Source organism: Marinobacter sp. BW6, from assembly GCF_008107725.1.
Classification (GTDB): domain Bacteria; phylum Pseudomonadota; class Gammaproteobacteria; order Pseudomonadales; family Oleiphilaceae; genus Marinobacter.
In genome coordinates, this window is sequence record NZ_VIRN01000083.1 from 117893 (window position 1) to 144244 (window position 26352).

The 26352-nt window shown below is 55.6% G+C and carries 24 protein-coding genes and 3 tRNA genes; 7 read left to right on the forward strand and 20 right to left on the reverse strand.

Going from position 1 to position 26352, the window contains the following annotated elements; all coding sequences use genetic code 11:
• Window positions 1–8: 8 nt before the first annotated feature.
• The 7 genes from FMN52_RS19155 to FMN52_RS19185 all read right to left on the reverse strand — a co-directional run bounded on the left by FMN52_RS19155 (window position 9) and on the right by FMN52_RS19185 (window position 3286).
• Window positions 9–506 (reverse strand): hypothetical protein, encoded by a 498-nt coding sequence (locus FMN52_RS19155; protein WP_148610209.1) that lies wholly within the window; start codon window positions 504–506, stop codon window positions 9–11.
• Between the two features lie 92 nt (window positions 507–598).
• Entirely contained in the window at window positions 599–925 is a 327-nt protein-coding gene (locus FMN52_RS19160; RefSeq protein WP_148610210.1) for a DUF2834 domain-containing protein, read from the reverse strand.
• A 103-nt stretch (window positions 926–1028) separates the two neighbouring features.
• Entirely contained in the window at window positions 1029–1382 is a 354-nt protein-coding gene (locus FMN52_RS19165; protein WP_148610211.1) for a hypothetical protein, read from the reverse strand.
• Window positions 1383–1477: 95 nt separating this feature from the next.
• A complete protein-coding gene (locus tag FMN52_RS19170; RefSeq protein ID WP_148610212.1) occupies window positions 1478–1867 on the reverse strand; it encodes a hypothetical protein in 390 nt (129 codons plus the stop codon).
• An 84-nt stretch (window positions 1868–1951) separates the two neighbouring features.
• Window positions 1952–2269 carry an antibiotic biosynthesis monooxygenase gene (locus FMN52_RS19175; protein ID WP_148610213.1) on the reverse strand — a complete coding sequence of 106 codons (318 nt, stop codon included), beginning with the start codon at window positions 2267–2269 and terminating at the stop codon, window positions 1952–1954.
• Between the two features lie 106 nt (window positions 2270–2375).
• The gene (locus FMN52_RS19180) at window positions 2376–2708 is read right to left on the reverse strand and encodes a hypothetical protein (protein ID WP_148610214.1); all 333 of its coding nucleotides are present in this window, start codon (window positions 2706–2708) and stop codon (window positions 2376–2378) included.
• 95 nt (window positions 2709–2803) lie between these two features.
• The gene (locus tag FMN52_RS19185) at window positions 2804–3286 is read right to left on the reverse strand and encodes a hypothetical protein (protein ID WP_148610215.1); all 483 of its coding nucleotides are present in this window, start codon (window positions 3284–3286) and stop codon (window positions 2804–2806) included.
• Between the two features lie 356 nt (window positions 3287–3642).
• On the opposite strand from FMN52_RS19185, the gene FMN52_RS19190 reads away from it, so the two are divergent.
• Window positions 3643–4635, forward strand: coding sequence for an integron integrase (locus FMN52_RS19190; RefSeq protein WP_205424977.1), 993 nt, complete (start codon window positions 3643–3645; stop codon window positions 4633–4635).
• Between the two features lie 87 nt (window positions 4636–4722).
• Here FMN52_RS19190 and FMN52_RS19195 read toward each other — a convergent pair whose 3' ends face one another.
• A complete protein-coding gene (locus tag FMN52_RS19195) occupies window positions 4723–5070 on the reverse strand; it encodes a 4a-hydroxytetrahydrobiopterin dehydratase (RefSeq protein WP_148610217.1) in 348 nt (115 codons plus the stop codon).
• Window positions 5071–5198: 128 nt separating this feature from the next.
• Here FMN52_RS19195 and imuA point away from each other — a divergent pair, with 128 nt between their 5' ends.
• From imuA to FMN52_RS19210, 3 genes are read left to right on the forward strand one after another with little or no spacing between them, the layout of a single operon-like run.
• Window positions 5199–5888 carry a translesion DNA synthesis-associated protein ImuA gene (imuA, locus tag FMN52_RS19200; RefSeq protein ID WP_148610218.1) on the forward strand — a complete coding sequence of 230 codons (690 nt, stop codon included), beginning with the start codon at window positions 5199–5201 and terminating at the stop codon, window positions 5886–5888.
• Window positions 5889–5897: 9 nt separating this feature from the next.
• On the forward strand, window positions 5898–7316 hold the full coding sequence (locus FMN52_RS19205; protein ID WP_148610219.1) for a DNA polymerase Y family protein: 1419 nt from the start codon (window positions 5898–5900) through the stop codon (window positions 7314–7316).
• Window positions 7316–10435, forward strand: coding sequence for an error-prone DNA polymerase (locus tag FMN52_RS19210; protein WP_148610220.1), 3120 nt, complete (start codon window positions 7316–7318; stop codon window positions 10433–10435). Before FMN52_RS19205 ends, FMN52_RS19210 begins: the two co-directional genes overlap by 1 nt.
• Window positions 10436–10486: 51 nt before the next feature.
• Here the strand turns inward: FMN52_RS19210 and FMN52_RS19215 are convergent, their stop codons facing one another.
• The 4 genes from FMN52_RS19215 to dbpA form a co-directional block, all read right to left on the reverse strand.
• On the reverse strand, window positions 10487–11809 hold the full coding sequence (locus tag FMN52_RS19215; RefSeq protein WP_205424978.1) for a sodium ion-translocating decarboxylase subunit beta: 1323 nt from the start codon (window positions 11807–11809) through the stop codon (window positions 10487–10489).
• Window positions 11810–11835: 26 nt separating this feature from the next.
• Window positions 11836–13623 carry a sodium-extruding oxaloacetate decarboxylase subunit alpha gene (gene oadA / locus FMN52_RS19220; RefSeq protein WP_148610222.1) on the reverse strand — a complete coding sequence of 596 codons (1788 nt, stop codon included), beginning with the start codon at window positions 13621–13623 and terminating at the stop codon, window positions 11836–11838.
• A gap of 41 nt (window positions 13624–13664) precedes the next feature.
• Window positions 13665–13916, reverse strand: coding sequence for an OadG family transporter subunit (locus tag FMN52_RS19225; RefSeq protein ID WP_148610223.1), 252 nt, complete (start codon window positions 13914–13916; stop codon window positions 13665–13667).
• A gap of 223 nt (window positions 13917–14139) precedes the next feature.
• Entirely contained in the window at window positions 14140–15513 is a 1374-nt protein-coding gene (dbpA, locus tag FMN52_RS19230; protein WP_148610224.1) for an ATP-dependent RNA helicase DbpA, read from the reverse strand.
• A gap of 106 nt (window positions 15514–15619) precedes the next feature.
• Here dbpA and FMN52_RS19235 point away from each other — a divergent pair, with 106 nt between their 5' ends.
• Window positions 15620–16156 carry a DUF2058 domain-containing protein gene (locus FMN52_RS19235; protein WP_148610225.1) on the forward strand — a complete coding sequence of 179 codons (537 nt, stop codon included), beginning with the start codon at window positions 15620–15622 and terminating at the stop codon, window positions 16154–16156.
• Between the two features lie 137 nt (window positions 16157–16293).
• On the forward strand, window positions 16294–16722 hold the full coding sequence (locus FMN52_RS19240) for a hypothetical protein (RefSeq protein ID WP_148610226.1): 429 nt from the start codon (window positions 16294–16296) through the stop codon (window positions 16720–16722).
• A gap of 84 nt (window positions 16723–16806) precedes the next feature.
• On the opposite strand, the gene FMN52_RS19245 is transcribed toward FMN52_RS19240, so the two are convergent.
• Window positions 16807–18483 carry a choice-of-anchor F family protein gene (locus FMN52_RS19245; protein WP_162525048.1) on the reverse strand — a complete coding sequence of 559 codons (1677 nt, stop codon included), beginning with the start codon at window positions 18481–18483 and terminating at the stop codon, window positions 16807–16809.
• A gap of 685 nt (window positions 18484–19168) precedes the next feature.
• Here FMN52_RS19245 and FMN52_RS19250 point away from each other — a divergent pair.
• On the forward strand, window positions 19169–21025 hold the full coding sequence (locus FMN52_RS19250) for a methyl-accepting chemotaxis protein (RefSeq protein ID WP_148610228.1): 1857 nt from the start codon (window positions 19169–19171) through the stop codon (window positions 21023–21025).
• A gap of 70 nt (window positions 21026–21095) precedes the next feature.
• Here FMN52_RS19250 and FMN52_RS19255 read toward each other — a convergent pair whose 3' ends face one another.
• From FMN52_RS19255 to alaS, 7 genes are all read right to left on the reverse strand, one after another.
• Window positions 21096–21287, reverse strand: coding sequence for a hypothetical protein (locus FMN52_RS19255; RefSeq protein ID WP_148610229.1), 192 nt, complete (start codon window positions 21285–21287; stop codon window positions 21096–21098).
• A 143-nt stretch (window positions 21288–21430) separates the two neighbouring features.
• Window positions 21431–21507, reverse strand: a tRNA-Arg gene (locus FMN52_RS19260).
• A 25-nt stretch (window positions 21508–21532) separates the two neighbouring features.
• Window positions 21533–21609: transfer RNA gene (locus FMN52_RS19265), tRNA-Arg, on the reverse strand.
• A 63-nt stretch (window positions 21610–21672) separates the two neighbouring features.
• Window positions 21673–21762: transfer RNA gene (locus FMN52_RS19270), tRNA-Ser, on the reverse strand.
• 126 nt (window positions 21763–21888) lie between these two features.
• Complete coding sequence (csrA, locus tag FMN52_RS19275) at window positions 21889–22086, reverse strand: carbon storage regulator CsrA (RefSeq protein ID WP_008172808.1); 198 nt, start codon at window positions 22084–22086, stop codon at window positions 21889–21891.
• A gap of 187 nt (window positions 22087–22273) precedes the next feature.
• Complete coding sequence (locus FMN52_RS19280) at window positions 22274–23512, reverse strand: aspartate kinase (protein ID WP_148610230.1); 1239 nt, start codon at window positions 23510–23512, stop codon at window positions 22274–22276.
• Window positions 23513–23617: 105 nt separating this feature from the next.
• On the reverse strand, window positions 23618–26248 hold the full coding sequence (gene alaS / locus FMN52_RS19285; RefSeq protein ID WP_148610231.1) for an alanine--tRNA ligase: 2631 nt from the start codon (window positions 26246–26248) through the stop codon (window positions 23618–23620).
• Between the last annotated feature and the right edge of the window lie 104 nt (window positions 26249–26352).

Consider the following 26352-nt stretch of genomic DNA (forward strand, 5'->3'; position numbering starts at 1 on the left):
TTGACTGGTTAGTCAGCACGGATCGAGCGCTCCGCTATAGAAAACCATCCGAGCCATGATCCTGGCTTGATGACCAAGTAAAGACCAATCGCGAACTGAACCAACGAGCCGCCAAAATACATCGAACTTTTCACCGGTTCGGTGTTTCCCTGAAAAGCTTGAAGAGTTGCCATGGGAAATTCGGATAGCGCCGTCACAACGAAGTACAGACCTATGAGCTGGAAAAGGAGTTGTGGAGAAAACCCTTCAGTAGTTTCAATTGGGTCAGTTGGGACTTTTCGAATGATCGAGTTGGCAACCAAGATCATCCCCACCGCAGCGATTAACCCTATGGCGATGAAAATTGCGACCAAATAGATAAGGAAATTTTGGGTCGAGCTGGTTTCCAATAGCTCTGTGTAGGTTGAAACATAGACGCTGATCGTTGGGGCATACCAAAGAATGTTGAACGCTAGATAAAGGGCAAAGAATTTTATCGCCACTACCGTAATCCCTTGAGGTGTCATAGAACTCCCTTCATTCATGTGACTAACGCGGAGCACAGCGGCGGCCCGTCAGGGACGTCCGGCGGCCATCGGCCGCGTACTGATGCGGTTGGTTATATTTTGCTGGCTTCGGCTTCAGGCTCTCGCCCACCACGCAACACCAAATATAGCAGCGGACCTGCAGATACAAACACCGCTGTCAGAACGAAAAACGGGATGAGATAGCCCAATCCTTTACCGCGGCTTTTGGCGTCCTGGTACATCCAGACGCAAGCCAACGCGGCGAGAATGTAGAGATCTAGGACAACCTGGGCGGTATCCGGGCTAGACATCAGCTGGGCACCGAAGGCCAAAAGCGACTGCTCGGCGCCCGCCATTGTCCAGAAGGTAAAACCCATGAACAGGCAGAGGATGATTAGGGGGAATATCGATACTCTCATGATCTTCCTTGATTGAGGTTTAAGAAATATAACGCCAGGCTCACGCGCCGCTTTGGAGCCGCGAAGCGGCGGAAAATCGGTCGCCGTGCAGCCGATTGTTAACTCAAAAGGTATACATTTTGGACCAGACTATCTCGTCCCCATTGTGTTGGATACGACAGACAAAATCGGAAACATCTGAATCAAAACGCAGAGCGAACTCAAAGGTCCTTTCAGATTCCGGAAACGACTTGGACACATCATAGCGATAATCCACCTCAGATTCCTGGACCTCAAAGCCAGCTTCACTTACTACTGCCTTGGCGCCATTCACTGGCATGCCAATAGCAACATCCTCGCAGGTGCTATAAACCCGGTAGAAAAGAAAACCTGCGTAAAGGAAAAGGCTACCCCACAGCAGAGCAAGAAAAAGTGCGATGTATAACAGATACCTAACAGTTTTTCGCAGGATGCTCATGGGAGTTAACGCTTTTGTTCAGCGGCAGCTTTTGCGCAGCGAAGCGGAGAAAAAGCTGTCCGGTGGAGGCCCGTCAGGGCCGGAACGTACTGCAACTATTTGTTAGAACTTTTACGGAGGAACAACAAATAGATTGCAGAAAACAAAACCAGTAGAGCAAGCCCACAAATGATGTAAAACATCATTTGAAGACGCGATTCCGCCGCTTTGGTCTGAGTTTGCAACGCATCGTAAATAATTTCGAGCTCTTCAGAGGCGTTATCCAGAAGCGACTCGACTCCACCTTTGCCAACCTTGTCGACTTGTGCAATTTCTACTCGAGAAATTTGCTCTGTAGTTGCAGAAGGTTCGAAGACTTCATTGAAGCTAGCCATGGTCTTATAGGTACTCAAAGCTTCCCAGCTGTATATCACCACTCCTGTGAGAACCAGCGTCAATAAGCCAAAAATTATGCTCTTTTTCTGATAAGCGATACTGGTCACCACCTTTAGTTCTAACGCCAATGATAAGCGGCGCCCGTCTAGGGCGTCCGGTGGAGGCCGCAGGCCGGAACGAACTTAATTGATTGGTTAAATGCCGTACTCACGTTCTACCCTCGCAACACGAACTCGAAAGCTTGAGTACCATTTTTGGTGGCCAAGTCTCTGAGCTTCTCTGTGCTCTGCGTTCTTTTTCCAATTGGTGATGGACTCCAGGCTCTCCCAATAGGAAACAGTGATACCTAAATCCTCGCGCACGGACTCCATACCCAAGAAGCCCGGTTGGTTTGCAGCCAACTCAACCATCCTATCTGCCATTGCCCCGTAACCACTGTCGCCCTCAGTGCGATGGCTACTGAAAATGACCGCGTAATATGGCGGCTCAGGAGTTTTGGCTATCTCTGACATAGATCCCTCTAGGCATTTAACGCCAGCCAGCATGCGCGGCTACGGAATGCAGGCGAAGCCGCAATGCAGTATGCGTCGCGTGCCTGGCCTTGTTATAAGCTCTATGCTACTGAATTGAATAAATGATTTTGTTTCTCACAAGCTCAACTGAATCCTTATTATAGCCAGCAACCGCAACCATGAGCTTGCTTTGGGTAGGTGATATTTCTATACATTTCACTACAACACGGTTTGACTTTACGTTCCCGTATATTCCGTACTCATTCTCAACCTGGTTCTCCAGCCCCAGGACTTGCAGGGCATATGAGCTTTGTATCTCGCAAGCCTCTTTGGATTTGCTCAGGTCTTTAAACCATGACCAAAGCTCAGGCGGTTTTTCCCCAGCGATAGCAGATCCTGATAATAAAAACAGAAGAACTAAAACTTCCTTGTTGATCATGCGGATTTCCCTAGTGCTTATAACGCTGAAATAAGCGGCGCCCTGACAAGGGCGTCCGGTGGAGGCCGCAGGCCGGAACGTACTTGATTGACTTGTTAAGGACACCAGACCCGGGCCAACAAGGTTGCGATCACCCCAATACCAACTACAAGTGGCAAACCGTACTCAAAAAAGGCTCTTGCATATGCTAAGTGCCCAGCGCTTTGGTAGAGCCAAGCGACCTTTGGCAGAGGGGAATTATCATAATGGTGTTGATCTTCCTCATCCCAGTTCTCCATGTAGCTCTGAACATCTTCCAAATATTTCTGATACTTTTTTCTCCAAATATAAAAGTCCGATGTTCCATAAATTGCGAATGCACAGATGAAGTATGCAATCACCAAAGCCACGCCTATAACGAACATGCCTTGCGCTGAAACAGAGAGCGAAATGCCCAAAGCCGAGATGTTGGTTGGGACCAAACCTGCTGTTGCAACAAGAAAGCCCACGGAGCTGGCTATCAAAAGATTTCGTCGCTCTAGTCGAGCGATAGAGCTTAATGGATCTGATAGAAAATCCTCTGGATCAGGGCTTTGCAATATTCACTCCTTAACAGCTAATTATACGAACGTGTCCGTATATCACTTGTTCGTAAAACCCCATTCAAAAACGCTCAACAAAAAACGATTTTGTCTAATAAAAACAATCTCTTGATCACCAATCACCACGGCTACCGCCGGAGTTATACGCCCTCTTTTGAGCCACTCCTGCTCCCGCCATAGGCGTATAACTCCGCCATTCCTGTTCCAACTTTTCAACCCTATCAGATAGTTACCTTCATTTCTCATGTGATTTTTGGAGTTTTGCGAACGCGTTCGTATAACTCCGCCAACATCGGCCTCTTGACTTCGACTCAAACCGATATACTGTATATAAAAACAGTATTCAAGGATGAATGGATATGGATATCCCTACTCCGATACCTGCGCAACCAACCCGTTTTTTGGACAAAGTTCGAAGCTTTATACGCCTGCGAGGCATGGCGTATAAAACGGAGAAAACCTACCTGTTCTGGATTAAACGCTTTATTCGCTTCCATGGCCTCCAGCACCCAGAAGTGATGGGCTCTGCAGAAGTCGAAGCATTTCTGTCTCATCTGGTTTTGCGGGGAAGCGCAAGCGTCTCTACCCAGAGAGTCGCTCTGAACGCATTGGTATTCTTATACCGGGAATTCCTGGGCCAACCTCTGGATGATCTGAAGTTCGAACACTCGAGAAAGCCGGTAAAGCTTCCAACGGTATTCAGTGCGGAAGAAGCCAGGTCCGTTATTCGCAATCTGAGCGGAGACTACAAGCTTGTTGCCATGCTTCTCTATGGCTCCGGACTGCGTATCAATGAAGCCCTGCGCTTAAGAGTCAAAGATGTTGATTTTGATATGCAGCAATTGATTGTTCGAAGCGGCAAAGGTGCTAAAGACCGAATTACCCTACTGCCGGACATACTCGTGGAGCCGTTAAAACAACAGATCGATTCCGCATTGCACCAGCATCAGGCGGATCTATTGAAAGGATTTGGCTTTGTTTATCTTCCAGAGGGCCTTGCACGCAAATATCCAAATGCCAGTCAGGAGGCCGGGTGGCAGTATATCTTTCCCGCGCTGGAGCTTTCGAGGGATCCTCGCTCAGGCATTCGAAGGCGGCATCACTTGCTCGACCGAACAGTTCAGAAGCACTTTCGCCGGGCTATTCAGGCGGCAGGTATCCGAAAACTCGCGGGCAGCCATACCTTTCGTCATAGTTTTGCCACACGCTTGCTTGAGGCCGGCTATGACCTTCGCACTATCCAGAAGTTGCTCGGCCACTCGGATTTGCGCACCACGGAAATATACACCCATGTCGTTCGCAAGGGCGGCTTTGGTGTGCGCAGCCCGGTTGACGAAGGCTTCTAACTCTCCCAGTTGCTGGCTGGAATTCGCTTAACGTGGATGTGGCTGATAAAGGAGCGCGGCGGAAGCCGGGTTCCGCCGCGATTGGGATTATTGCATGTCGTTGAAGGCAGCGTCGGTTCTCGCTGCCAGGATAAAGTCGTTTTTATGCAGGCCGCCGATTTCGTGGCTCCACCAGCTCACAGCGACTTTGCCGTACTCCAGCACGATCACAGGATGGTGGTCTTCCTCTTCGGCGAGTTCGCCAATCTTGGTTGTGAATTCCAGGGCCTTCACAAAGTTTTTAAGCTTGTAGACCCTGTGAAGCTGTTCTTCCCCGTCAATGTCCAGGATTTCCCAGTCCGGAACATCCTTGTGTAACTGCTGCTTTTCTTCCTCGGTCGCCTTGGGTGCGTTCGGGCTGCAGGCTTCACAGCTGTGTGCTTTCAGGTCACTCATTTCAACCTCCATGGTTGATGGCTGTACTACAAGCGTGGGTCGTGCCATTCGCTTTATCAACCCTTCCCTTGAAATCCGGTCGCTTTCAGAATACTGTATATTTAAACAGTATTTCGAGAGTTTTCATCATGAGCGAGCTTCTGAACACGCTGATGCAGGATGCCCGTGTCTGGCAGGGGCACCGCCACACCCAGACCACGCAGCCGGCGGAGCCAACCGGGTATCAGGTTCTGGATAACCAGCTTGGAGGCCTGGGCTGGCCCCGGGGTGCCCTGAGCGAATGTCTGCTGGATGCGCCGGGTATTGGTGAGCTGCATTTGCTGCTGCCCCTCATGCAGCGGGTGTGCGGAGAAGGTAAAAGCGTGTTCTGGCTGAACCCGCCACACACGCCCTACGCCCCTGCCCTGGCCCGGGAAGGCGTCAATCTGGACCAGGTGGTGCTGATCCATACCGAAGATGAGGGCGACTTTCTGTGGACACTGGAGAACTGCCTGCGCTCACCGGTAACGGGCCTGGTGATGGCCTGGCCAGGCAAACTGGCCTCCCGGGAGGTTCGGCGCCTGCAACTGGCGGCTGAAGCCGGGAGCAATGTGTGCGTGTTGTTCCGGGAACGCCGTTACGCCGAGCAGAATTCTCCGGCGGCCCTGCGTCTGGAACTGGAACCGGGCGAACAGCAGGATCTCAAGGTGAATGTGCTCAAGCGCCGGGGTAGCTGGCCCGGGCAGCGCTGTTCATTGGCCATGGCCCAGAGGGCCGATCTCTCATTCCGTGAAACCACCCGGGTTGTCCGGGGCCCATGGTCGGGTTCAACCGGGTAATAACGCTCCATGCTCTGGCTGTATCTGCATTTCCCGCACCTGGTGCTGGATCATATTCGGCGCACCCGTGAAGATCAGGGCGCCCTGGTGGTGGTTGAAGGCTCTGGTCAGAAGGTGATCCAGGCCTGCCCCGAAGCCAGGAGCCAGGGTATTCGTAGCGGCATGCGTCTGAAAACCGCCATCAGCCTGGCGCCGGATCTGGGCATGGTGCGGGCCGATGAAACCCAGGAAGCCAGGATTCTGGAAGATCAGGCCCGCTGGCTGTACCGCTATGCCGCCCATATTGTACTGGTGCCGCCGGATGGCCTGCTGGCCGAAATTGGCAGCCTTCAGAAGCTCTATGGCGGGCTGCCCGCTGTCTGGCAAACCGTGGAACAGGGGCTGAATGAACGCCAGCTGAATGCCTGGATTGGTATTGGCTATACCCCTCTCGCTGCCCGGCTGATTGCCCGCGCCGGCAAGGGGGAATGTACGGCAGATAAGGGCCACATTCAGCGAAATTTGAGCCAGATGCCTTTGCTGGCAGCGGAATTCAACGAGAAAGCCTGTACCCGGCTACAGCGCCTGGGGCTGAACACGCTGGGAGAGGTGTTTGAGTTACCGCCCGGCGAACTGGCACGGCGTCTGTCTCCAGAACTTCTGGCTTACATACAGAAAATCCAGGGCACCCGGCCGGACCCTCGCACCCCCTGGCAGCCGCCTCACTCGTTCCGGCAACAGGCGGATTTTGTGCAGGAGATCGAGCATACCCAGGGCCTGCTGTTTCCGCTCCAGCGCATGCTCGCTGAACTGGAAGAAGATCTTTGCTGGCGCCAGCAGGATACCGACAGCCTGCGGCTGGTCCTGAGGCACCGGCATTCAGAGCCAACCCGGCTGCAGATCCGCACGTCCGGGCCGGAGCACCGGGCTGATCATTTCCTCAACCTGATTCGCCTGAGGCTGGAGCAGCATTCCCTGAGCGCGCCGGTTATCTCCATGGTCCTATTGGTAAAGCGTTTCCTGTCACGGGAAGCCCCCTCCGGGCAGGATCTGCTGGGTGAAACCCAGGATCTGAATGAAGCCTGGCATACCCTGATCAGCCGCTTGCAGGCGCGCCTGGGCGATCAGGCCCTCAGGCAGCTTTCGCCCCAGGCCGATCATCGTCCCGAACGGGCCTGGTCGGCCTCGGAAGTCCTGCGTAAAACCGGAACGCCGCTAGTACCGGCAGCAGAACTGCCCCGGCGCCCGCTCTGGCTGTTGAAAGGCCCGCAACCGCTAACCGAAGCGCCCGTTACCTGGTTTTCCGGGCCTGAGCGCATCAGCGGTGGCTGGTGGGATGGCCAGCGCGTGCACCGGGATTACTACATTGCCCAGTTGAACAGCGGCCAGTTGGCCTGGGTCTTCCGGGATGCCCGGGAAGGCTGGTTTGTGCATGGGTGGTTTGGCTGATGTCCGGGCAGCAGTATGCGGAGCTATTCTGCTTCAGCAATTTCACCTTCCTGACCGGGGCCTCTCATCCCCACGAGCTGGCTGAGCGGGCCCATGCGCTGGGATATACCGCCCTGGCCATTACCGATGCCTGCTCCGTTGCCGGCATCCCCCGGGCCTGGGCGGCGCTGGCAGACAGCCCGGTAAAACTCATTACCGGCAGCTGGTTTGAGCTTTCAGACGCACCGGTCGGGGCAACCCAGCCCCGCTTTATTCTCCTGGCTCGTACCCGCAAAGGCTATGGCCAGCTTTGCCAGCTGATCACTACCGGCCGTCGCCGGGCTGAGAAAGGCCAGTACCAGCTGTTTTACCGGGACATTGAAACCCACACCCTGGATGACTGTCTGTGCCTGTGGCTGCCCCCCTCGCCTACCGAGGCAGATTCCGATCAGGCGCTGGCCTGCGGCGAGTGGCTGGCCCGCCTGTTTGACCCCCGAGTCTGGATTGCCGCGGCCCGCACCCTGGAATCCGGCGAGGAGCAGCGGCTGGCGCGGACACACTGGCTGGCCGATCAGCTGCGCATTCCCGTTGCTGCCGTGGGCGAGGTGCACATGCACAGCCGGGAACGCCAGCCGCTGCAGGATGTACTGACAGCCCTGCGCAATCACACCAATCTGGAGAATGCCGGCCACTGCCTGTTCCAGAATGGCGAGCGATACCTGCGTCCCCTGTCCGTTCTGCAACGGCTGTTTCCGGAAGCCTGGCTGCATGAAACCCTGACCATTGCCAGCCAGTGCACCTTCGAGCCCGGCAGCCTGCGCTATGAATACCCGCCAGATCTCGTGCCGGAGGGCGAAACCCCGGCCGGCTATCTGAAACGGCTGACCCGCGAAGGCGAGCGCCGGCGTTATCCGGAAGGCACACCACTGCAGGTTCAGAGCCTGATCCGCAAAGAGCTGGGCCTGATTTCGGAGATGAAGTACGAGCATTACTTCCTCACCATCCACGATATCGTGGCCTTTGCCCGCAGCAGGGGCATTCTCTGCCAGGGCCGGGGTTCGGCAGCCAACTCTGCGGTTTGTTATTGCCTGGGCATCACCGAGGTGAACCCGGCCCGGGTGGAGCTCCTGTTCGAGCGGTTTATTTCCAAAGACCGGAACGAGCCGCCCGATATTGATGTGGATTTCGAGCACGAACGGCGTGAAGAAGTCATTCAGTACATCTACCAGCGTTATTCCCGTGAGCGGGCCGCCCTGGCTGCCACGGTGATCCGTTACCGGCCAAAGAGCGCCATTCGCGATGTCGGCAAGGCCCTGGGGTTTGATCCGGCCCTGGTAGAACAGTTGCTTGAGGGAATCGACTGGCGGGACAAGGCCACCAACTGGCGCCAGCAGATTCTGGACAAGAAAATCACCCGCAACCCCCAGGTGGCGGACCAGTTCTTCACCCTGGTCAATACCCTGCTGGGCTTCCCCCGGCATCTGTCCCAGCACGTGGGCGGTTTCGTAATCAGCGCCGGGCCACTGGCCGAACTGGTGCCGGTGGAAAACGCCGCCATGACCAACCGCACCGTGATCCAGTGGGACAAGGACGATCTCGAGAGCCTGGGCCTGATGAAGGTGGATGTACTGGCCCTCGGCATGCTCTCCGCCATTCGAAAAGCGCTGGAACTGATCAGCGAAGAAAAAGGCGAGCCTTTCCGGATACAGGACATTCCCCAGGAAGACCGTGACACCTACGCCATGCTTCAAACAGGCGACAGCATCGGCGTGTTCCAGGTGGAATCCCGGGCGCAGATCAACATGCTGCCCCGCCTGAAACCGGAAACCTACTATGATCTGGTGATCGAAGTAGCCATCGTGCGGCCCGGTCCTATCCAGGGTGACATGGTGCACCCGTACCTGCGCCGCAAACACGGTCTGGAGCCGGTGGATTACCCGAACGATGCCGTGCGCAAGGTGCTGGAGCGCACCCTCGGCGTGCCCATTTTCCAGGAACAGGTGATCAAACTGGCCATGGTGGCCGCCGGCTTCTCCGCCGGCGAAGCCGACCAGCTACGCCGGGCCATGGCGGCCTGGAAATCCCACGGCGACCTGACCCCGTTCCGGGAGAAGCTGGTCACCGGCATGCTGGAGCGCGGCCACGATGCCGATTTCGCCGAGCGGTTATACCAGCAGATCTGCGGTTTCGGTGGCTATGGTTTCCCGGAATCCCACGCCGCCAGCTTTGCCCTGCTGGTGTATGTCTCCGCCTGGATCAAGCGGCATTACCCGGCGGCCTTCTACTGCGCCCTGCTGAACAGCCAGCCCATGGGGTTCTATTCCCCGTCACAACTGGTGCAGGACGCCCGGCGCCACAACGTTATCGTGCTCCCGCCCGATGTGAATGCCAGCCAGTGGGACCATACTCTGGAAGGCGAGGAACGCCTCCTGCGCCTGGGGCTGAGAATCATCCAGGGCCTGTCCGTTAGTGGCGCCGAACGCATCCACCAGAACCGGCCCGCCACCGGCTACCGTTCCGCCAGCGAACTCCGCCGCCTGGCCGCGCTGAATCAGCGGGATATGGAACTGCTGGCCGGCGCCAACGCCATGCCGGCATTCACCGCCAACCGCCACCAGGCCTACTGGCAACTGCTCGACCACGAGCAGCCCACCGAACTGTTCGCTCAGGAAACGGCTGTCGACTACCAGCCGGAATACTGCCAGCAATTACCAGAACCCTCGGAAGGCCAGAACGTCCTTGCCGACTACGCCAGCCAGGGCCTCACTCTGCAGCGCCACCCTCTGGCGCTACTCCGGGAACAGGGCCACCTGAACTTCTGCCTCAGTGCCGAGCAACTGAAAAGTACCAAAGCAGGCATTCCGGTGCAGGTTGCCGGTCTTGTCACCGGCCGCCAACGCCCTGGCTCCGCCTCCGGCGTCACCTTCGTCACTCTGGAGGACGAAACCGGCAACGTGAACGTGGTGGTCTGGCTGGAAACGGCACGGCGACAGCGCAAGCCGTTACTGACTGCCCGATTGCTGCATGTGAAGGGAGTGCTGGAGCGACAGGGGGATATTGTGCATGTGATGGCGGGGCGGCTTTCAGATCTTAGCCATCTGATTAAGTCGCTACCCGTTAACGCCAGGAATTTCCATTAGGCACAAAAAACCCCGCACGAAGGCGGGGTTTTCGGTACTGCGGCAAGAGGATCAGCTCAGGAGCTTGATCATCACACCGGCAGCAACCGCAGAGCCGATAACACCGGCCACGTTCGGGCCCATGGCGTGCATCAGCAGGAAGTTCTGCGGGTTGGCTTCCAGACCAACCTTGTTGGAGACCCGCGCCGCCATCGGCACCGCAGATACACCGGCAGAACCGATCAATGGGTTGATCTGTTCCTTGCTCACCTTGTTCATCAGCTTCGCCATCAGAACACCGGTCGCTGTGCCAACACCAAAGGCCACAATGCCCAAGCCCAGGATGCCAAGAGTCTGGCCATCCAGGAACTTGTCTGCCATCAGCTTGGAGCCCACAGACAGACCCAGGAAGATGGTCACAATGTTGATCAGAGCATTCTGGGCCGTGTCGCTCAGACGCTCGACCACACCACACTCACGCATCAGGTTGCCGAAAGTGAACATACCCAGCAGCGGCGCCGCATCCGGCAGGAACAAAACGACTGCAATTAACACAACCAGCGGGAAAATGATTTTTTCCTGCTTGCTGACCGGGCGCAGCTGGCTCATCTTGATCTTGCGCTCTTCGGCCGAGGTCAACGCCTTCATAATGGGCGGCTGAATCATCGGTACCAGCGCCATGTAGGCGTAAGCAGAGACCGCAATCGCACCCAACAGATGGGGAGCCAGAACACTGGACACGTAGATGGACGTCGGGCCATCGGCACCACCAATGATACCGATAGCCGCCGCTTCCAGGATCGTGAAATCCAGAACCCCGGTCCAATCCAGCAGCGCAGCACCAATGACCGTACCGAAGATACCGAACTGTGCGGCAGCACCCAGCAACAGGGTCTTAGGGTTGGCAAGCAGCGGCCCGAAGTCTGTCATCGCCCCTACACCCATAAAGATCAACAGCGGACCAACCGTACTGCCGATAATGACGGAATAGAAGTTATACAGCATGCCATTGCCATAACCGAAGTCCTGGGCAAGGGAGTTGGCCATCGCCATCTCGGAGTAGCTGGCCTCTTTCACGGCTTGCTTGAAGGCTTCCTTCAGTTCGGGCGTTACCGCCTGACCGGCCTGGTAGGCCACATCCAGCGGCGCAGCCAATGCGGCCAGAATCTGAGTTGCCTCATTCTTCAGAGCGAAATGGATAGCATTTTCTGCCGCAGTCAGGGCCAGGCCTGCCTCCGGAATATTCGCCAGAATGCCGCCAAACCCGATGGGGACCAGAAGCAACGGCTCAAATTTCTTGTTGATCGCAAGATAGAGGAGCAAGAGGCCGATGGCGATCATGATCACCTGGCCTATCTCGATGTTGAACAGGCCACTACCTGTCCAGAGAGTCATTAATTTTTCCATGGAATGCTGGCCCTTTATGCGATTGTCAGCATTTCGTCATCAGGGGAGACGGCATCACCGACCTTGATGAAGACTTCACCGATTGTGCCGGCTTTCGGCGCGCGAACCTCGGTTTCCATTTTCATGGCCTCGAGGATAATCATCACATCGCCCTCTTCCACGGTGTCACCCGGTGAAACCAGGACTTTGAAGATGTTGCCGCCCAGCGGAGCAACCACAGGCTCGCCTTCACCTGCAGCAGGTGCCGGAGCCGAGGACGCAGCCGGTGCGGAGGCAGCACCGCCCTCGCCCTGGATCTGGGTGATCTCGCCGCCTTCGGAAACAGCAACCACAAATTTCTTGCCGTTCACTTCAACGGTGTAGGTCTCGGGGCCTTCAGACTTCTTGGCCGGAGCCGCGCTTTCGGCGGTCGGAACCGGCTCGAACGCATCCGGGTTGTCACGGTTTTCCAGGAACTTCAGACCAATCTGCGGGAACAGCGCGTAGGTCAGAACGTCGTCTTCGACGTTTTCGGCCAGCTTGATGCCCTTCTCGTCGGCAAGCTTCTTGAGCTCGTCAGTCAGCTTGTCCATTTCCGGCTCAAGCAGATCGGCCGGACGACAGGTGACAGGCTCTTTTCCGTCCAGAACACGCTCCTGCAATTCCTTGTTCATCGCCGCCGGTGCAGCACCGTACTCACCTTTGAGGATGGCAGAGGTTTCTTTGGAGATGGACTTGTAGCGCTCGCCGGTCAGGACGTTCAGTACCGCCTGGGTACCCACGATCTGAGAAGTCGGGGTTACCAGAGGAATGAAGCCCAGGTCTTCGCGAACCTTGGGGATTTCGTCCAGAACCTGGTCGAACTTATCGCTCGCGTTCTGCTCACGCAGCTGGTTTTCCATATTGGTCAGCATGCCACCCGGCACCTGGGCAATCAGGATGCGGGAATCGGTACCACGGAGGCTGCCCTCAAACTTCGCATACTTCTTACGGACCTGACGGAAGTAACTGGCGATCTCTTCGAGCAGGTTGAGGTCCAGGCCTGTGTCACGATCAGTACCCTCAAGAATCGCAACCACCGCTTCGGTGGGCGAGTGACCGTAGGTCATACTCATTGAGGAGATGGCGGTGTCCACGTTATCGATACCGGCTTCCGCAGCCTTGATGGCGGTGGCGGTCGACATGCCGGTGGTGGCGTGGCACTGCATGTGAATCGGGATGTCCAGCTCTTTCTTCAGACGGCTGACCAGATCATAGGCCACGTACGGCTTCAGAATACCCGCCATGTCCTTGATCGCGATAGAATCTGCGCCCATGTCGGCGACTTCTTTCGCCAGCTCAACCCACATCTCAATGGTGTGAACCGGGCTGGTGGTGTAAGCAATGGTGCCCTGGGCGTGCTTACCGGTTTTACGAACGGCCTTGATGGCGCGATCCAGGTTACGGGGATCGTTCATCGCATCGAAAATACGGAATACGTCGACACCATTCTCGGCGGCACGCTCACAGAAACGGTCAACCACATCATCCGCATAATGACGATAACCCAACAGGTTCTGGCCACGCAGAAGCATCTGCTGCTGGGTGTTGGGCATGGCTTTTTTCAGCTCGCGGATGCGCTCCCAGGGATCTTCGCCCAGGTAGCGGATGCAGGAATCAAAGGTAGCGCCGCCCCAGGATTCGAGGGACCAGAAACCGACCTTGTCGAGTTTCTCGGCAATAGGCAGCATGTCATCCAGCCGCATACGGGTGGCAAGCAGGGACTGGTGGGCGTCACGCAGAATAACGTCCGTAATCCCCAGCGGTTTCTTTGTGTCAGTCATCGTGTCAGCCTTCTGTTTAAAGGTTCTAGTCTTTTACCGGTTCACTTCTTGTGGCGCGACCGGAATTGTGCAATCGCCTTCTTGATGGCCTCGGCGGTGTCAGGGTCAACCGACGCGGGCGCCTTCGGCTTGGCACGTGGCGTTTTGGCCGGGGTTGCCGGCTCTGGCGGCGCAAACCGTCCTATGAGCTTGGACATGAGGAGTGTCGCGAATACCAGAATAATCAGGAACACGAATACAAACCCCATTCCGGCAATCATCAGATCAACGGCTTGTGACATCAGGTCAGTCATATCGAACAGCTACCTGTATTGATTTATGTTTCTCCCGAACTTTGCCCGGACTGACCAGTTAGACTAAGGTCTAACGGCCTTCCACGACAATTCGGGGGGCAAAATCCTGCGTAATTTACCGTTTTCAGGGCCTCCGGGCAACCTGAATGCAAAAATCTATACGGGGTTTCCGAGCGTCTCGGCCCGAAAAGACACGCATTCATACAGGCGAAGCAATTCTCATTCAGGCATATCGAACACGTATTTTCCGACCTTTGATCTTGCCGCTCTCAAGCCTGGACAAAGCCTTACCTGCCAGTGATTTTTCAACCGCCACAAAACACTGATGATCAAACAGATCGATCTTGCCGACCACCTTTCCGGGTAGACCTGCTTCGCCAGTCAGTGCCCCCAGAACATCCCCGGGGCGAACCTTGTCCTTGCGCCCACCGGCAATACACAGGGTTTTCATGGCGGGAACTACCGGTTTCAGTGGCGTTGCCAGCAGGGACTCCGTGTCACCCCACGCCACGCTGCGCCCCCTTTCGGATTCAATACGGCTGATCTTGTGACCCTGGGCCGGGGTGCAGAAGGTGACTGCATGGCCCTGCTCCCCTGCCCGACCAGTGCGCCCGATACGGTGGGTGTGAACTTCCGGATCCCGGGCCGGATCAGCATTGATGACCAGCGGCAGTGACTTGATATCAAGGCCTCGCGCCGCCACATCGGTGGCAACCAGGATGGAGCAGCTCTGATTGCCAAAGCGCACCAATACACTGTCACGGTCTCTCTGCTCGAGGTCGCCGTGCAAAGGCAGCGCGGAAAACCCACGCTCACCCAACTCCCCTGCCAGTTCGTCGCACTGCTGCTTGGTGGTACAGAAAACAATACAGGACTCGGGCTGGCGTTCAGAGAGCAACGCCACAATGGCATCCGATTTCGAATGCGGCGACACTTCGTAGAACAGCTCTTCAATATCGGGGTTGTCGCCGGTGTCCTCGGCACGAACGTCCACCGGGGTTTTCTGGTACTGCTTGCTGAGTTCACGGATGGGCGCCGGCCAGGTCGCCGAAAACATCATGGTCTGTCGTGATGGAGGCGTTTGGGACAGGATATCTTCCATCGCTTCCTGAAAGCCCATATCCAGCATTCGGTCCGCCTCATCAAGCACCACGGTTTTAAGCCGCGCAAGCGAGAGGGTCTGTTTGCGCAGGTGGTCCTGAATCCTGCCGGGTGTACCCACAACAATATGGGCGCCGTGACTGAGCGATCCGATCTGCGGCCCGATTGCAACGCCACCACACAGAGTCAGCACCTTGATGTTATCCCGGGCCCGCGCCAGTTCCCTGATCGCCTTGGCCACCTGATCTGCCAGTTCACGGGTCGGGCACAACACCAGTGCCTGAACCGCAAAAAGCCGGGGATTAAGCCGTTCAACCAGGCTAATACCAAACGCCGCCGTTTTACCGCTACCGGTTTTGGCCATGGCGATAATGTCTTGCCCGGCCAGTCCTGGTGCAAGGGCCTTCGCCTGAATCTCTGTGGGCTGGGCAAAACCCAGCTGGTCCAGATTCGAACGCATGGCGGAGGACAAACCGAAGTCACTAAAAGAAGACATAGACGAAAATCCCGGAATCAGCGGAAGCTGGTTATGAAGGCAATAATGAGGGCGTATACTAGGCCCGAATGATACCAGAATCCGCAACGAAAGAACGGAGTTACTGATGCCATCCCTGCAGGATCAATTACTGAAAGCCGGCCTTGCCGATGAGAAAAAGGCCAAGGCCATTCGCAGCGAAAAACGCAAACAACGAAAGCAGAAACCCAAGGGCGCTGTCGAGGTTAATGAAGCCGAGATCCGGGCACGCCAGGCTCGGGAGGAGAAGGCAGAAAGGGATCGCCAACTGAACCTGGAGCGCCAGCGCGCTTCCGAGAAGAAAGCCATTCAGGCCCAGATCCGTCAGCTTGTGGAAACCAATCGCCTTGATCGCAGCCGGGGCGAAACGTCCTATCAGTTTGTCCACGACAAGAAAATCAAGAAGCTTTTTGTGGACGACACCATGGTAGACCAGCTTTCCCGCGGCCGTCTGGCCATCGTCTTCGTGAACGACAACTATGAGATTGTGGCGGAAGGTGTCGCCAGAAAGATCATGGAAAGAGACGAAAGCGCCGTTGTGGTACTTCACGACCGTAAGACGGACGACGTGGGCGAAGATGATCCTTACGCAGGTTACGAGATACCCGATGACCTTATGTGGTAGACCAGTGCTCATACCTGGACTCAATCTTCTTTTGTAGCAACCTGCCGCTCGTGAAGACATAGGTACTACTCATGACCCCACGGCATCTGATTTAGCCTATACTTTGGTTATATACATAGAACCAAAGGAGATTGATCATGAGACTGAAGAAATCATTGAGCTTGATTGCTGGCGCCACGCTACTGGCATCCCTGGCCAGTATGCCGGCTGCCGCCCAATCCGACGACCAGGTTTTCGGACGGGAACTGATGACCCAGCAAGAGCTGCAGCAACATCACCAAACCATGCGAAACCTGAATACCGACGCCGAGCGTGCCCAGTACCGCCAACTCCACCATGAGCGCATGATGGAGCGAGCCAAAGAGCGTGGCGTGGAACTCAAGAACGGCATGGGACAGGGTTCCGGACAAGGCATGGGCAAAGGCCAGGGCATGGGTCAGAAGAACGGCCAAGGCATGGGCATGCAGAATGGCCAAGGGATGGGCCAGAAAAATGGACAGGGCGCAGGCGGTGGCGGCCAAGGTAAGAATCAGCAGTATAAGATGAAGGGTTCTGGCGCCCAGTAACCAGAATTCACTTTTCCAGACCATAAAAAAGCGGGGCTGATTGTCAGCCCCGCTTTTCTTTTGCGCCTGTTACTACCTGATTACTCAGGCATTGCTTAGACGCTTGCGCGCCCACAAGCCGCCCAGCGCCATCAACACCATGCCTGGCAACACAGGGTCGAACGGAGACCCTGGCTTGCCTGCGGTACAGCCGAAGATGGGGCCATCACCGTCGTTGGAAGCCGCGGCGGGCTCTTCCGGCTCAGGTTGAGGTTCAACCGGAGTACCAGGAATTGTCGGCTCATCGACAGCGCCATTCAGACCGGTAAACCGCACTGTGAAACTGCAAGTGGTATTGACGCCATCACCCGTACAGGTAGGCCAGTTAGACGACGCGCCAACCGAGATTGTCGGATTGATATTGACATTGGCGAGATCCTCAATGGGTCCTTGGGTGTACCCAGGCTGCCTAACAAGACCACTCGTTGAGTCAGGCGGACCACTTATGTCCAGCATTTCGCTTAGTGTAAGTGTTGCACCGTAGGTTTCAGCATATGCTGAGGCAATATCATAAAGTTCGGTTTCGGGGTCCCAGGTGGCAACCAATTCATTGCCATTATCGGCATCAATTACTGTCACCGGGTTATTAGCCCAATCTGCGAACGCATCAATGGCTACAGCCTCGCCATCAATCAGGACGTTGAAGGAACCATCATAAAGCGCGGACGCTGCCAACTGACTGAGGGATATCGCATCAGTAACGGTATCGTCGGGATCTCCTTCCCCCAAGGTTTCAACCAGAGGCAACACATCACCCGCCACCGTTGCGTCAAAGTTGACGCTGTTTGGATCCCATAATTCAGCAGACAATTCAGCCGTCGAGGCATCGTCGTCGTGATCAACTGTCACGGCGGCGTTGAACTGCTTTTCATTGGTCTGCCAATCCGGGGCTGCGGCTGTTCCGGCATTAAAGGCCAGAAGGATGGAGTCGTTGGCCGGGTTACCATCGTGGTCGATAAACCAACCCGTGGGCGTCTGGCTCAACGTGCGCCAATCACCAAACGGCGTGCTGTACTGCACAGGGATGGTACCGTTGGTCTCAAGCACATCTCCGTCATCAGCCGTACCTACCGATTCAGTAAATGCTGCAACTTCGGTACTGAAAAATGGAAGCCCCTCAGCTTTGCTCCCGCCAAAAAGCCCGCCGGGATACTTACCGATTGGACCGATACTGAGCTTATCGCCATTTGCAAAGCCAAAACTCAGACCATCACCAATGGATGACGGAATAAACTCGGTTCCTACGCCAAAACCGAGCTCGAAACGGAATGCGTTCATTTCACCGCCAACCGCATTAGAGGCGTCGGTCAGGTTGGAAAACTTCCCAAGCACGCGATACAGGCTTGTAGAGTCGTCCGCAGACACATCCACAACGATATCGATGGGGCCGTTGGTTTCTGTTGTTTTCAGCTTGAAACGCTTTCCGGAATCAGGCGGGGCTGTGCAGTTTTTAAAGCTCGGATCCACCAGCTGCCGATCCGGCTGGGCCATCAGGCAACCGGCAAAGTCGTATGTCTGCTGGGCAGTAAATGGCTCGTTATAAACCTTAATACCCAAGCCTACATTACCAAAATCGTTAACGGGATCGAGCCAGCCGAAACTGGCGGTTCCTTCGGTATCGGTATAAACCACGGTTTTACCGTCAACCGGCGGAACCGCGAGATTCTCTTCGTTCACCCGATCCATCGTTGCCGCAACAGCCACGTGCGGCAAACCGATCATGGAGCAAAGCACCGCGGTAGCGAGTCGATTCCTCGCAAAATTTCTTTTTGTAACAGTCATAATACTTCCCTTTGCGTACATCAGAAAATCTAAAACCAGAGCCGTTTCGGTTACCCTTCTCTAACGATGGTAAAGCACAAAACACAATAAGCAAATTTCTTTTAAGCCTAGACGGTAGGACAATCTGGAAGCAAAAGTTCTCATTGTTTGCACCCAGATCAGAGGAACTTGAGGTTGGAAACCAGCTGCCTATTGGTCGGTTCTCGAGCTCACTCAAAGACATGCCCGGATTGCGAGCCCCAGCACAAAGGCTCTCCTATGGAAATTCAAGCTGACTCGGACCGAGGGGGTGGTAAGGAACTCGAGGGGTGCGACTTTTTGTCACACCCTCTAGTCAGACCAAATTTGAACACTCATCAGGCACGATTTATCTGCCAGCCCCGACCAAACAAAGCCCGCATAATGATTTTATTTTTCAGCAAAAGCCTGATTTTCCGTATCAAATAGAACCCTCCAGAAACTATCTGTTACGGTATGACTCTGGATTATTGGGATAAAAGTGGCCTTAATAGCTTCACATAACAATTTCGAAATTCCGCCGGTGTATCAAATGCTTTCCCTACCTTCAGCAGAAAATGATGCGAATACGGTTGTTTGATATAGCCCTCAAAGACTAAGGACACCCATGACATTCTCGAGCTTCCTCACCAACATGACCATCCGGACCAGACTGGCAGGTGGCTTTGCCATTCTGCTGCTCCTGACCATTGTTGTGGGAGTGGTAGGCGACCGCGCGCTGGAAAGTTACAGCCAGCGATCGAATATCGTTGCCATGCTTGGGCAGGTGAACACCAACCTCACCGAGGCCCGGGTTGAAGAGAAGAACTTCCTTCTGACCGGCGAAACGCAGGCGGTTACCAGAACCCAGGCCCAGGGCGACCGGGTTCTGGAGCTGACCAATGATATCGGACCATTGCTTGCAGCCCCGGAAGACATCAAAACGCTGAGCCAGATTCAGGCTGATGTAAAAAACTACCAGCAGCTGATGGGCCAGGTTGAGACAAACATCGGTGAGCGCGAAGAAGCGCTTGAACGCCTTGAGACCAGCGCACGTATCTTCGGATCTTCGTTGAAGGCCCACAGCTCACTGTTCTTTGCCTCGGCGATTTTCGAGGATATGCGCCGGTCTGAACGCAAGTTTCTCATCGAACAGGACGATGCAAGCGTTAAGGCATATCTGGATGATGCAAAGAGGGTTCAGGGCCCACTCAAATCAGCAGCGATCACTGCCGAGGAAAAAGAACAGATCAATGCGGCGCTCGACACCTATGTCAGCGAATTCCGAGCGGTTGTGGATCTGACAAACGCGGGAGAGCAGCTGTCGGATGATATGGTCAGCACGGCGAGGAGTGCCATTGAATCGGCGAACAACCTCCGGGCACTTCAGGCGAAGAAGATGGAAGCTGACCGCCAGCAGGCATCCTGGCTGATTTTCGGCGCCACCGGCATCGCTCTGGTGCTCGGTATCCTGATGGCTTACCTCATTACTCGCGCCATCGTCTCCCCCGTCAACCAGGCGGTGAATATTGCGTCCGAGGTTGCCTCTGGCAATCTGACCGTGGATATCAAGGCAAGCGGCACCAACGAGATTGGTCGGCTGATGGCCGCCCTGGCAACCATGGTAACCAGCCTCCGGGAATTGGTCAGGAGCATTGAATCAGGCGCATCTAACATCGCCGCCTCTGCCGAAGAGCTTTCAACAGTTACCAACCAGACCAGCGACGGCATCAACCGCCAGAAACAGGAAACCGATCAGGTTGCCACGGCCATGAACGAGATGACCGCAACCGTTGGCGACATCGCCCGCAGTGCAGAACAGGCATTTTCTGTAGCCACAGACGCCGCCAGCCAGGCAAGCGACGGTGAACGGGAGGTACGGGAAACGGTTAACCAGGTGAACAACCTGGCACATGAAGTCAGCCAGAGCATGGAAACCATCCAGGGACTGCAGAAAGAAACCGCAAACATCGGAACGGTCCTGGATGTCATCAAATCGGTCGCCGAACAGACCAATTTGCTGGCCCTCAACGCCGCTATTGAGGCAGCCCGGGCAGGCGAGCAGGGTCGCGGCTTTGCCGTTGTCGCCGACGAGGTGCGCTCGCTCGCCCAGCGGACCCAATCATCCGCCCAGGAGATCGAGACGCTGGTGACATCACTTCAAAGCAGTGCTGGCAACTCGGTATCCGCCATGGAGTCCAGCACCTCCATGGCTTCGAACACTCTTGAGCGCGCCACGGCAACCGGAGCGACAATCGAACGTATTGCCCGGGCCGTAGAGGACATCAAACAGTACAACAGCCAGATTGCCACAGCCTCCGAGCAACAGACCTCGGTGGCCGAGGAAATCAACCAGAACATTACCAGCATCCGGGATGTTACCGATCAGTCCGCCGCCTCATCGAACCAGACCGCCAGCTCCAGCAGCGAGCTGGCCAGGCTCGGCAGCGACCTGCAGAATCTGGTCTCCCGATTCCGGCTCTAGGCCTTCCAAAACAAAAGAGGCAGGCAACTCTTCCTGGTTGCCTGCCTCTTTTTCCTGGCGTCGGTCTAGCTCAGTGGAGCTGGTGCCGCTCGAATATCTCCAGGATTTCCCTCTCGGTCTCAGCAGGCACGCTGACCTTCACCACCATGGCCTCCTCGTCGATGAAAATGTTGTCGCGAGGGATACCGGTTGCAATAAGGTCATCCCAGGCGTTCTTCGCCTGGTCGCGGTCTCTATAGCTACCGTTCACTGTTTTGTTCATGGTTAGATCTCCTTCCTGAAAACGGATTTCCCTACACCCTTAAGGTTAGGTTCGAGGAAGGCGTTTGGGCAAATAATGATCAATCCGAAATTGATCGGGGACAAATAAAAAACCCCGCACAAGGCGGGGTTCTTTATTTGATATGGCGCGGCTGGGAGGATTCGAACCTCCGACCGCCTGGTTCGTAGCCAGGTACTCTATCCAGCTGAGCTACAGCCGCTTAAAACTTGGGGCAGGTTGATCGATGGCGCGGCTGGGAGGATTCGAACCTCCGACCGCCTGGTTCGTAGCCAGGTACTCTATCCAGCTGAGCTACAGCCGCACATTGATCACTTGCTGTGGTTGAACGCTACTTCAACCTGTCTCGCTTTCCCCAAAGGGAAAATGGCGGAGAGGGAGGGATTCGAACCCTCGGTACGATTGCTCGTACGGTTCCTTAGCAGGGAACTGGTTTCAGCCACTCACCCACCTCTCCTTGAGAACGGGGCGTATACTACCATAATTTTTCTGTTTTCATAGGGTTGACACGAGATTTTTCAGGCTCGTTTCACCCCACCATCAAAAAAGCCGTTCAGGTTTCCCATGAACGGCTTTCTGTCTTTCAGCTGTTGCCGGGTTCCGGCTCTTCAGAGCCTTTTTCCGACTGGATCCGCTGATAGATTTCTTCACGGTGTACCGCAACTTCTTTCGGGGCATTCACGCCAATGCGTACCTGATTGCCCTTCACTCCCAGGACGGTGACGGTGATATCGTCGCCAACCATCAGAGTTTCGCCCACGCGGCGAGTCAAAATCAACATATCCCTTACTCCCTATCCAGAGCTACCTGTTCCGATAAATGGTTTTTTATGTACTTCTTGTTTTTATAGTGGGATCACTTGCCAATCTATAGACGCACATTCCCTTATACGGTTCACGTTTGTCATAGGCTCAGCATATGATGCCCTTTTTCGGAGGCCCCGCAGACCGACCTTTTATCTGCGGATGTCAGGCCTCTTCCGATACCGCGGACTTGTCCAGTTCAAATGCACTGTGAAGCGCTCGAACCGCAAGCTCAAGGTATTTTTCATCGATCACCACTGAAATCTTTATTTCTGATGTGGAGATCATCTGGATGTTGATGCCCTCGTTGGACAGCGCCTCGAACATCTGGGTTGCCACGCCAGCGTGGGAGCGCATACCCACACCCACAATGCTGACCTTGGCAATCTTGCTGTCGCCGGCAACTTCACGAGCACCTAGCTCGTCGGCGACCCGCTGAAGCACCTCTTTCGCGCGTTTGAAATCATTGCGATGCACGGTAAACGTAAAGGCGGTACGGTTATCCTCACCCACGTTCTGAACGATCATATCCACTTCGATATTGGCGTCGCTCACCGGTTTCAGAATACGCAGTGCGCTGCCCGGAGTATCCGGTACGCCGGCAATAGTCAGTTTGGCTTCATCACGGTTAAAAGCGATGCCGGACACAACCGGTTGTTCCATGGCGTTTTCATCCTCAAGAGTAATCAGGGTGCCTTCGCCTTCCTGGAAGCTGGAAAGCACCCTTAACGGAACGTTGTATTTACCTGCAAATTCTACCGCGCGGATCTGGAGCACTTTCGAGCCCAGACTGGCCATCTCGAGCATTTCCTCAAACGTAATCCGCTCCAGCCTGCGCGCAGTGTCTACAACTCTGGGATCGGTTGTATAAACACCATCCACGTCAGTATAGATCTGGCATTCATCCGCCCTGAGTGCGGCAGCCAACGCGACGGCCGTGGTGTCAGACCCACCACGTCCCAGAGTGGTGATATTCCCACTTTCGTCCATTCCCTGGAATCCGGCAACAACTACTACCCGGCCGGCATCCAGGTCTTCGCGCATGCGCTGCTCATCAATCTGCTTGATCCGCGCCTTGGTGTGACTGCTGTCAGTCAGGATTCGTACCTGCGAGCCGGTGTAGGAACGCGCTTCACAGCCGCGTTTTTGCAGCGCCATGGACAGCAGCGCGATCGTTACCTGTTCACCCGTGGAGACCAGCACGTCCATCTCTCGGGGCGTCGGCTCCTCCATGATGTTATTGGCCAGGGAGATCAACCGGTTGGTTTCTCCACTCATGGCCGATACGACAACGACCACATCGTGACCGTCCTTGCGAAAACCGCAAACCTTGTCGGCTACCGCTTCAATACGTTCGGTTGTTCCAACCGATGTGCCACCAAATTTCTGAACCAACAGAGCCATTGTTTTCCCAATATCCGAAACGGGGACTCACAGCGGAGCAACACTCCGCCAATTAAAAGAAACGGGCGGGATTATAAACCCCAGCCCGCTCACAAAAACAGTTGCTTAAGCGATATTTTTCTCGACCCAACCGGCAACGCCTGCCAGCGCATCCGCAAGCTTGGACGGATCGTTACCCCCGCCCTGAGCCATATCGGGTCGCCCCCCGCCCTTGCCGTCGACCTGAGCGGCCAAGTGCTTCATCAGGTCACCGGCCTTGATGCGTCCAGTGGCCGATTTCGTGACACCAGCAACCAGGGTCACCTTGCCATCTTCCACGCTGGCTAGCACCACAACACCCTCGCCCAGCTTGTTCTTAAGCTGATCGGCCGTTTCCATCAGGGCCTTGCGGTCAGCACCTTCCAATTCGGAAGCCACTACCTTAAGCCCGCCAACGTCGACAGCGGTGCTGGCCAGATCGGTCCCGGCCGAAGAAGCAAGTTTTGCCTTCAGGGCATCCATTTCCTTCTCGAGCTGACGGTTGCGCTCAATGGTCTGTTGGACCTTTTCAATCACGGACTCGCGGGAGCCTTTCACAAGGCGGGCTGCCTCGCGAAGGGTACGCTCGGTGCCGTCGATCCAGTCCAGCGCGCCCATGCCGGTAACCGCTTCGATACGACGCACGCCGGATGAGATACCACTCTCAGAGGTAATGCGGAAAAGGCCAATGTCACCGGTGCGGGAGACGTGGGTACCGCCACAGAGTTCGACAGAATAGTTGTCGGTACCCATGCTGAGCACCCGGACTACATCTCCGTATTTTTCACCGAACAGCGCCATGGCGCCCTTTTCCTGGGCCTTTTCCATGTCGGTAATTTCGGTCTGAACCGGGCTGTTCTCCAGGATCTGCTCGTTCACCTGGCGCTCGATCTCGCGAAGTTGCTCCGGAGTAACGGCCTCGAAATGGGAGAAATCGAAACGCAGTTTGTCCGGATCCACCAGTGAACCCTTCTGGCCCACGTGCTCGCCCAATACCTTGCGCAGGGCCGCATGCAACAAATGAGTGGCGGAGTGGTTGCGCTTGGTACGCTCGCGGCGGGCGTGATCAATCCGCGCGTCGACTTCCAGCCCCGGGAACAGCTCGCCCTCGATCAGGGTGCCAAGGTGCAGGTGATTATCACCTTCCTTACGGGTATCCGTTACCTTGAACCGGCCACCGCTCCAGGTCAGTAGACCGGTGTCACCAACCTGGCCACCGGATTCTGCATAGAAAGGCGTGCGCTCAAGTACCACCACAGCTTCATCACCGGCTTCAGCGGTCTTTTCTTCACCGCCGACAATCACCGCGCGGATTTTTTCGTGGCCGTCGATGTGCTCGTAACCGGTAAACTCGGTCTTGCCTTCAAGCTGCAGACCGGCAGCGTTGTAGTCGATGCCGAATTTGCTGGCAGCACGGGCACGCTCACGCTGACCTTCCATCGCCTTCTCATAGCCTTCGTAATCCAGGGTCAGGCCTCGCTCACGGGCAATGTCGTTGGTGAGATCGACCGGGAAACCAAAGGTGTCGTAAAGCGTGAAGATGGTCTCGCCCGGAATCTCCGTACCCTCAAGCTCGGCAATATCCTGCTCGAGCAGGCGCAGGCCCTTGTCCAGGGTCTTGGCAAATTGCTCCTCTTCCTGCAGCAACACCTTTTCAATCTGTTTGCGGCTGCTGACCAGCTGCGGGAACGCATCGCCCATCAGTTCGCACAGGGCGCCGGTGAGCTTGTAGAAGAACGGCCCGGTGGCACCCAGCTTGTTGCCATGGCGTGCCGCACGGCGAATGATCCGGCGCAGCACAAAGCCACGGCCCTCGTTTGACGGCATCACGCCGTCCGCGATCAGGAAGGCGCAAGAGCGGATGTGGTCTGCGACAACGCGCAGGGATGCTTCGGTGGTGGCCGCACCACCCAGAACCTTGGAAGCAGCCGCCAGCAGATCCTGGAACAGATCAATCTCATAATTACTGTGGACGCCCTGCAGAACTGCTGTAATCCGCTCCAGCCCCATGCCGGTATCCACAGACGGCTTGGGCAGCTTCATCATCTCGCCGTCAGCCGTGCGGTTGTACTGCATGAACACCACGTTCCAGATTTCGATGTAGCGATCACCGTCCTCTTCTGGTGATCCGGGGGGGCCACCAGCCACATCCGGGCCGTGATCGTAGAAAATTTCGGTACAGGGACCGCAGGGACCGGTGTCTCCCATCTGCCAGAAGTTGTCAGAGGCGTAACGGCCACCTTTGTTATCGCCAATACGGACGATACGGTCTGCCGGCACCCCGATTTCCTTGTTCCAGATATCGAAGGCTTCGTCATCTTCTGCGTAAACAGTTACCCAGAGTTTTTCCTTGGGCAGGTTCAGCCAGTTCTCGCCGGTAAGGAATGTCCAGGCGTAGTTGATGGCTTCCCGCTTGAAGTAGTCGCCAAAACTGAAGTTGCCCAGCATCTCAAAGAAGGTGTGGTGACGGGCGGTGTAGCCGACATTTTCAAGGTCATTGTGCTTACCACCAGCGCGGACACATTTCTGCGAGGAAGTGGCCCGGGTGTAGTCACGCTCTTCACGCCCCAGGAACAGGTCCTTGAACTGGTTCATTCCCGCATTCGTAAACAGCAATGTGGGGTCGTCCGCAGGTACCAGCGAACTACTTGGAACAATGGTGTGACCTTGCTGCTTGAAATAATCGAGGAACGCCTGTCGCAACTCTGCGGTTTTCATAGCCCTTTGATACCTTTCCAGAAACCCGGCAGAAATGCCGCCAGGTCCGCGATTGAATACGAATACTTACATGCTTGTGCAAATCCGCTACTCTAGCACACGCC

Excerpts from the sequence above, each read along its gene's own strand:
- FMN52_RS19155 (WP_148610209.1), bottom strand. The coding sequence starts at position 506 with ATGACACCTCAAGGGATTACGGTAGTGGCGATAAAATTCTTTGCCCTT.
- FMN52_RS19160 (WP_148610210.1), bottom strand. The coding sequence starts at position 925 with ATGAGAGTATCGATATTCCCCCTAATCATCCTCTGCCTGTTCATGGGT.
- FMN52_RS19165 (WP_148610211.1), bottom strand. The coding sequence starts at position 1,382 with ATGAGCATCCTGCGAAAAACTGTTAGGTATCTGTTATACATCGCACTT.
- FMN52_RS19175 (WP_148610213.1), bottom strand. The coding sequence starts at position 2,269 with ATGTCAGAGATAGCCAAAACTCCTGAGCCGCCATATTACGCGGTCATT.
- FMN52_RS19180 (WP_148610214.1), bottom strand. The coding sequence starts at position 2,708 with ATGATCAACAAGGAAGTTTTAGTTCTTCTGTTTTTATTATCAGGATCT.
- FMN52_RS19190 (WP_205424977.1), top strand. The coding sequence starts at position 3,643 with ATGGATATGGATATCCCTACTCCGATACCTGCGCAACCAACCCGTTTT.
- FMN52_RS19195 (WP_148610217.1), bottom strand. The coding sequence starts at position 5,070 with ATGAGTGACCTGAAAGCACACAGCTGTGAAGCCTGCAGCCCGAACGCA.
- imuA (WP_148610218.1), top strand. The coding sequence starts at position 5,199 with ATGAGCGAGCTTCTGAACACGCTGATGCAGGATGCCCGTGTCTGGCAG.
- FMN52_RS19205 (WP_148610219.1), top strand. The coding sequence starts at position 5,898 with ATGCTCTGGCTGTATCTGCATTTCCCGCACCTGGTGCTGGATCATATT.
- FMN52_RS19210 (WP_148610220.1), top strand. The coding sequence starts at position 7,316 with ATGTCCGGGCAGCAGTATGCGGAGCTATTCTGCTTCAGCAATTTCACC.
- FMN52_RS19215 (WP_205424978.1), bottom strand. The coding sequence starts at position 11,809 with ATGACTCTCTGGACAGGTAGTGGCCTGTTCAACATCGAGATAGGCCAG.
- oadA (WP_148610222.1), bottom strand. The coding sequence starts at position 13,623 with ATGACTGACACAAAGAAACCGCTGGGGATTACGGACGTTATTCTGCGT.
- FMN52_RS19225 (WP_148610223.1), bottom strand. The coding sequence starts at position 13,916 with ATGACTGACCTGATGTCACAAGCCGTTGATCTGATGATTGCCGGAATG.
- dbpA (WP_148610224.1), bottom strand. The coding sequence starts at position 15,513 with ATGTCTTCTTTTAGTGACTTCGGTTTGTCCTCCGCCATGCGTTCGAAT.
- FMN52_RS19235 (WP_148610225.1), top strand. The coding sequence starts at position 15,620 with ATGCCATCCCTGCAGGATCAATTACTGAAAGCCGGCCTTGCCGATGAG.
- FMN52_RS19240 (WP_148610226.1), top strand. The coding sequence starts at position 16,294 with ATGAGACTGAAGAAATCATTGAGCTTGATTGCTGGCGCCACGCTACTG.
- FMN52_RS19245 (WP_162525048.1), bottom strand. The coding sequence starts at position 18,483 with ATGATCGGTTTGCCGCACGTGGCTGTTGCGGCAACGATGGATCGGGTG.
- FMN52_RS19250 (WP_148610228.1), top strand. The coding sequence starts at position 19,169 with ATGACATTCTCGAGCTTCCTCACCAACATGACCATCCGGACCAGACTG.
- FMN52_RS19255 (WP_148610229.1), bottom strand. The coding sequence starts at position 21,287 with ATGAACAAAACAGTGAACGGTAGCTATAGAGACCGCGACCAGGCGAAG.
- csrA (WP_008172808.1), bottom strand. The coding sequence starts at position 22,086 with ATGTTGATTTTGACTCGCCGCGTGGGCGAAACTCTGATGGTTGGCGAC.
- FMN52_RS19280 (WP_148610230.1), bottom strand. The coding sequence starts at position 23,512 with ATGGCTCTGTTGGTTCAGAAATTTGGTGGCACATCGGTTGGAACAACC.
- alaS (WP_148610231.1), bottom strand. The coding sequence starts at position 26,248 with ATGAAAACCGCAGAGTTGCGACAGGCGTTCCTCGATTATTTCAAGCAG.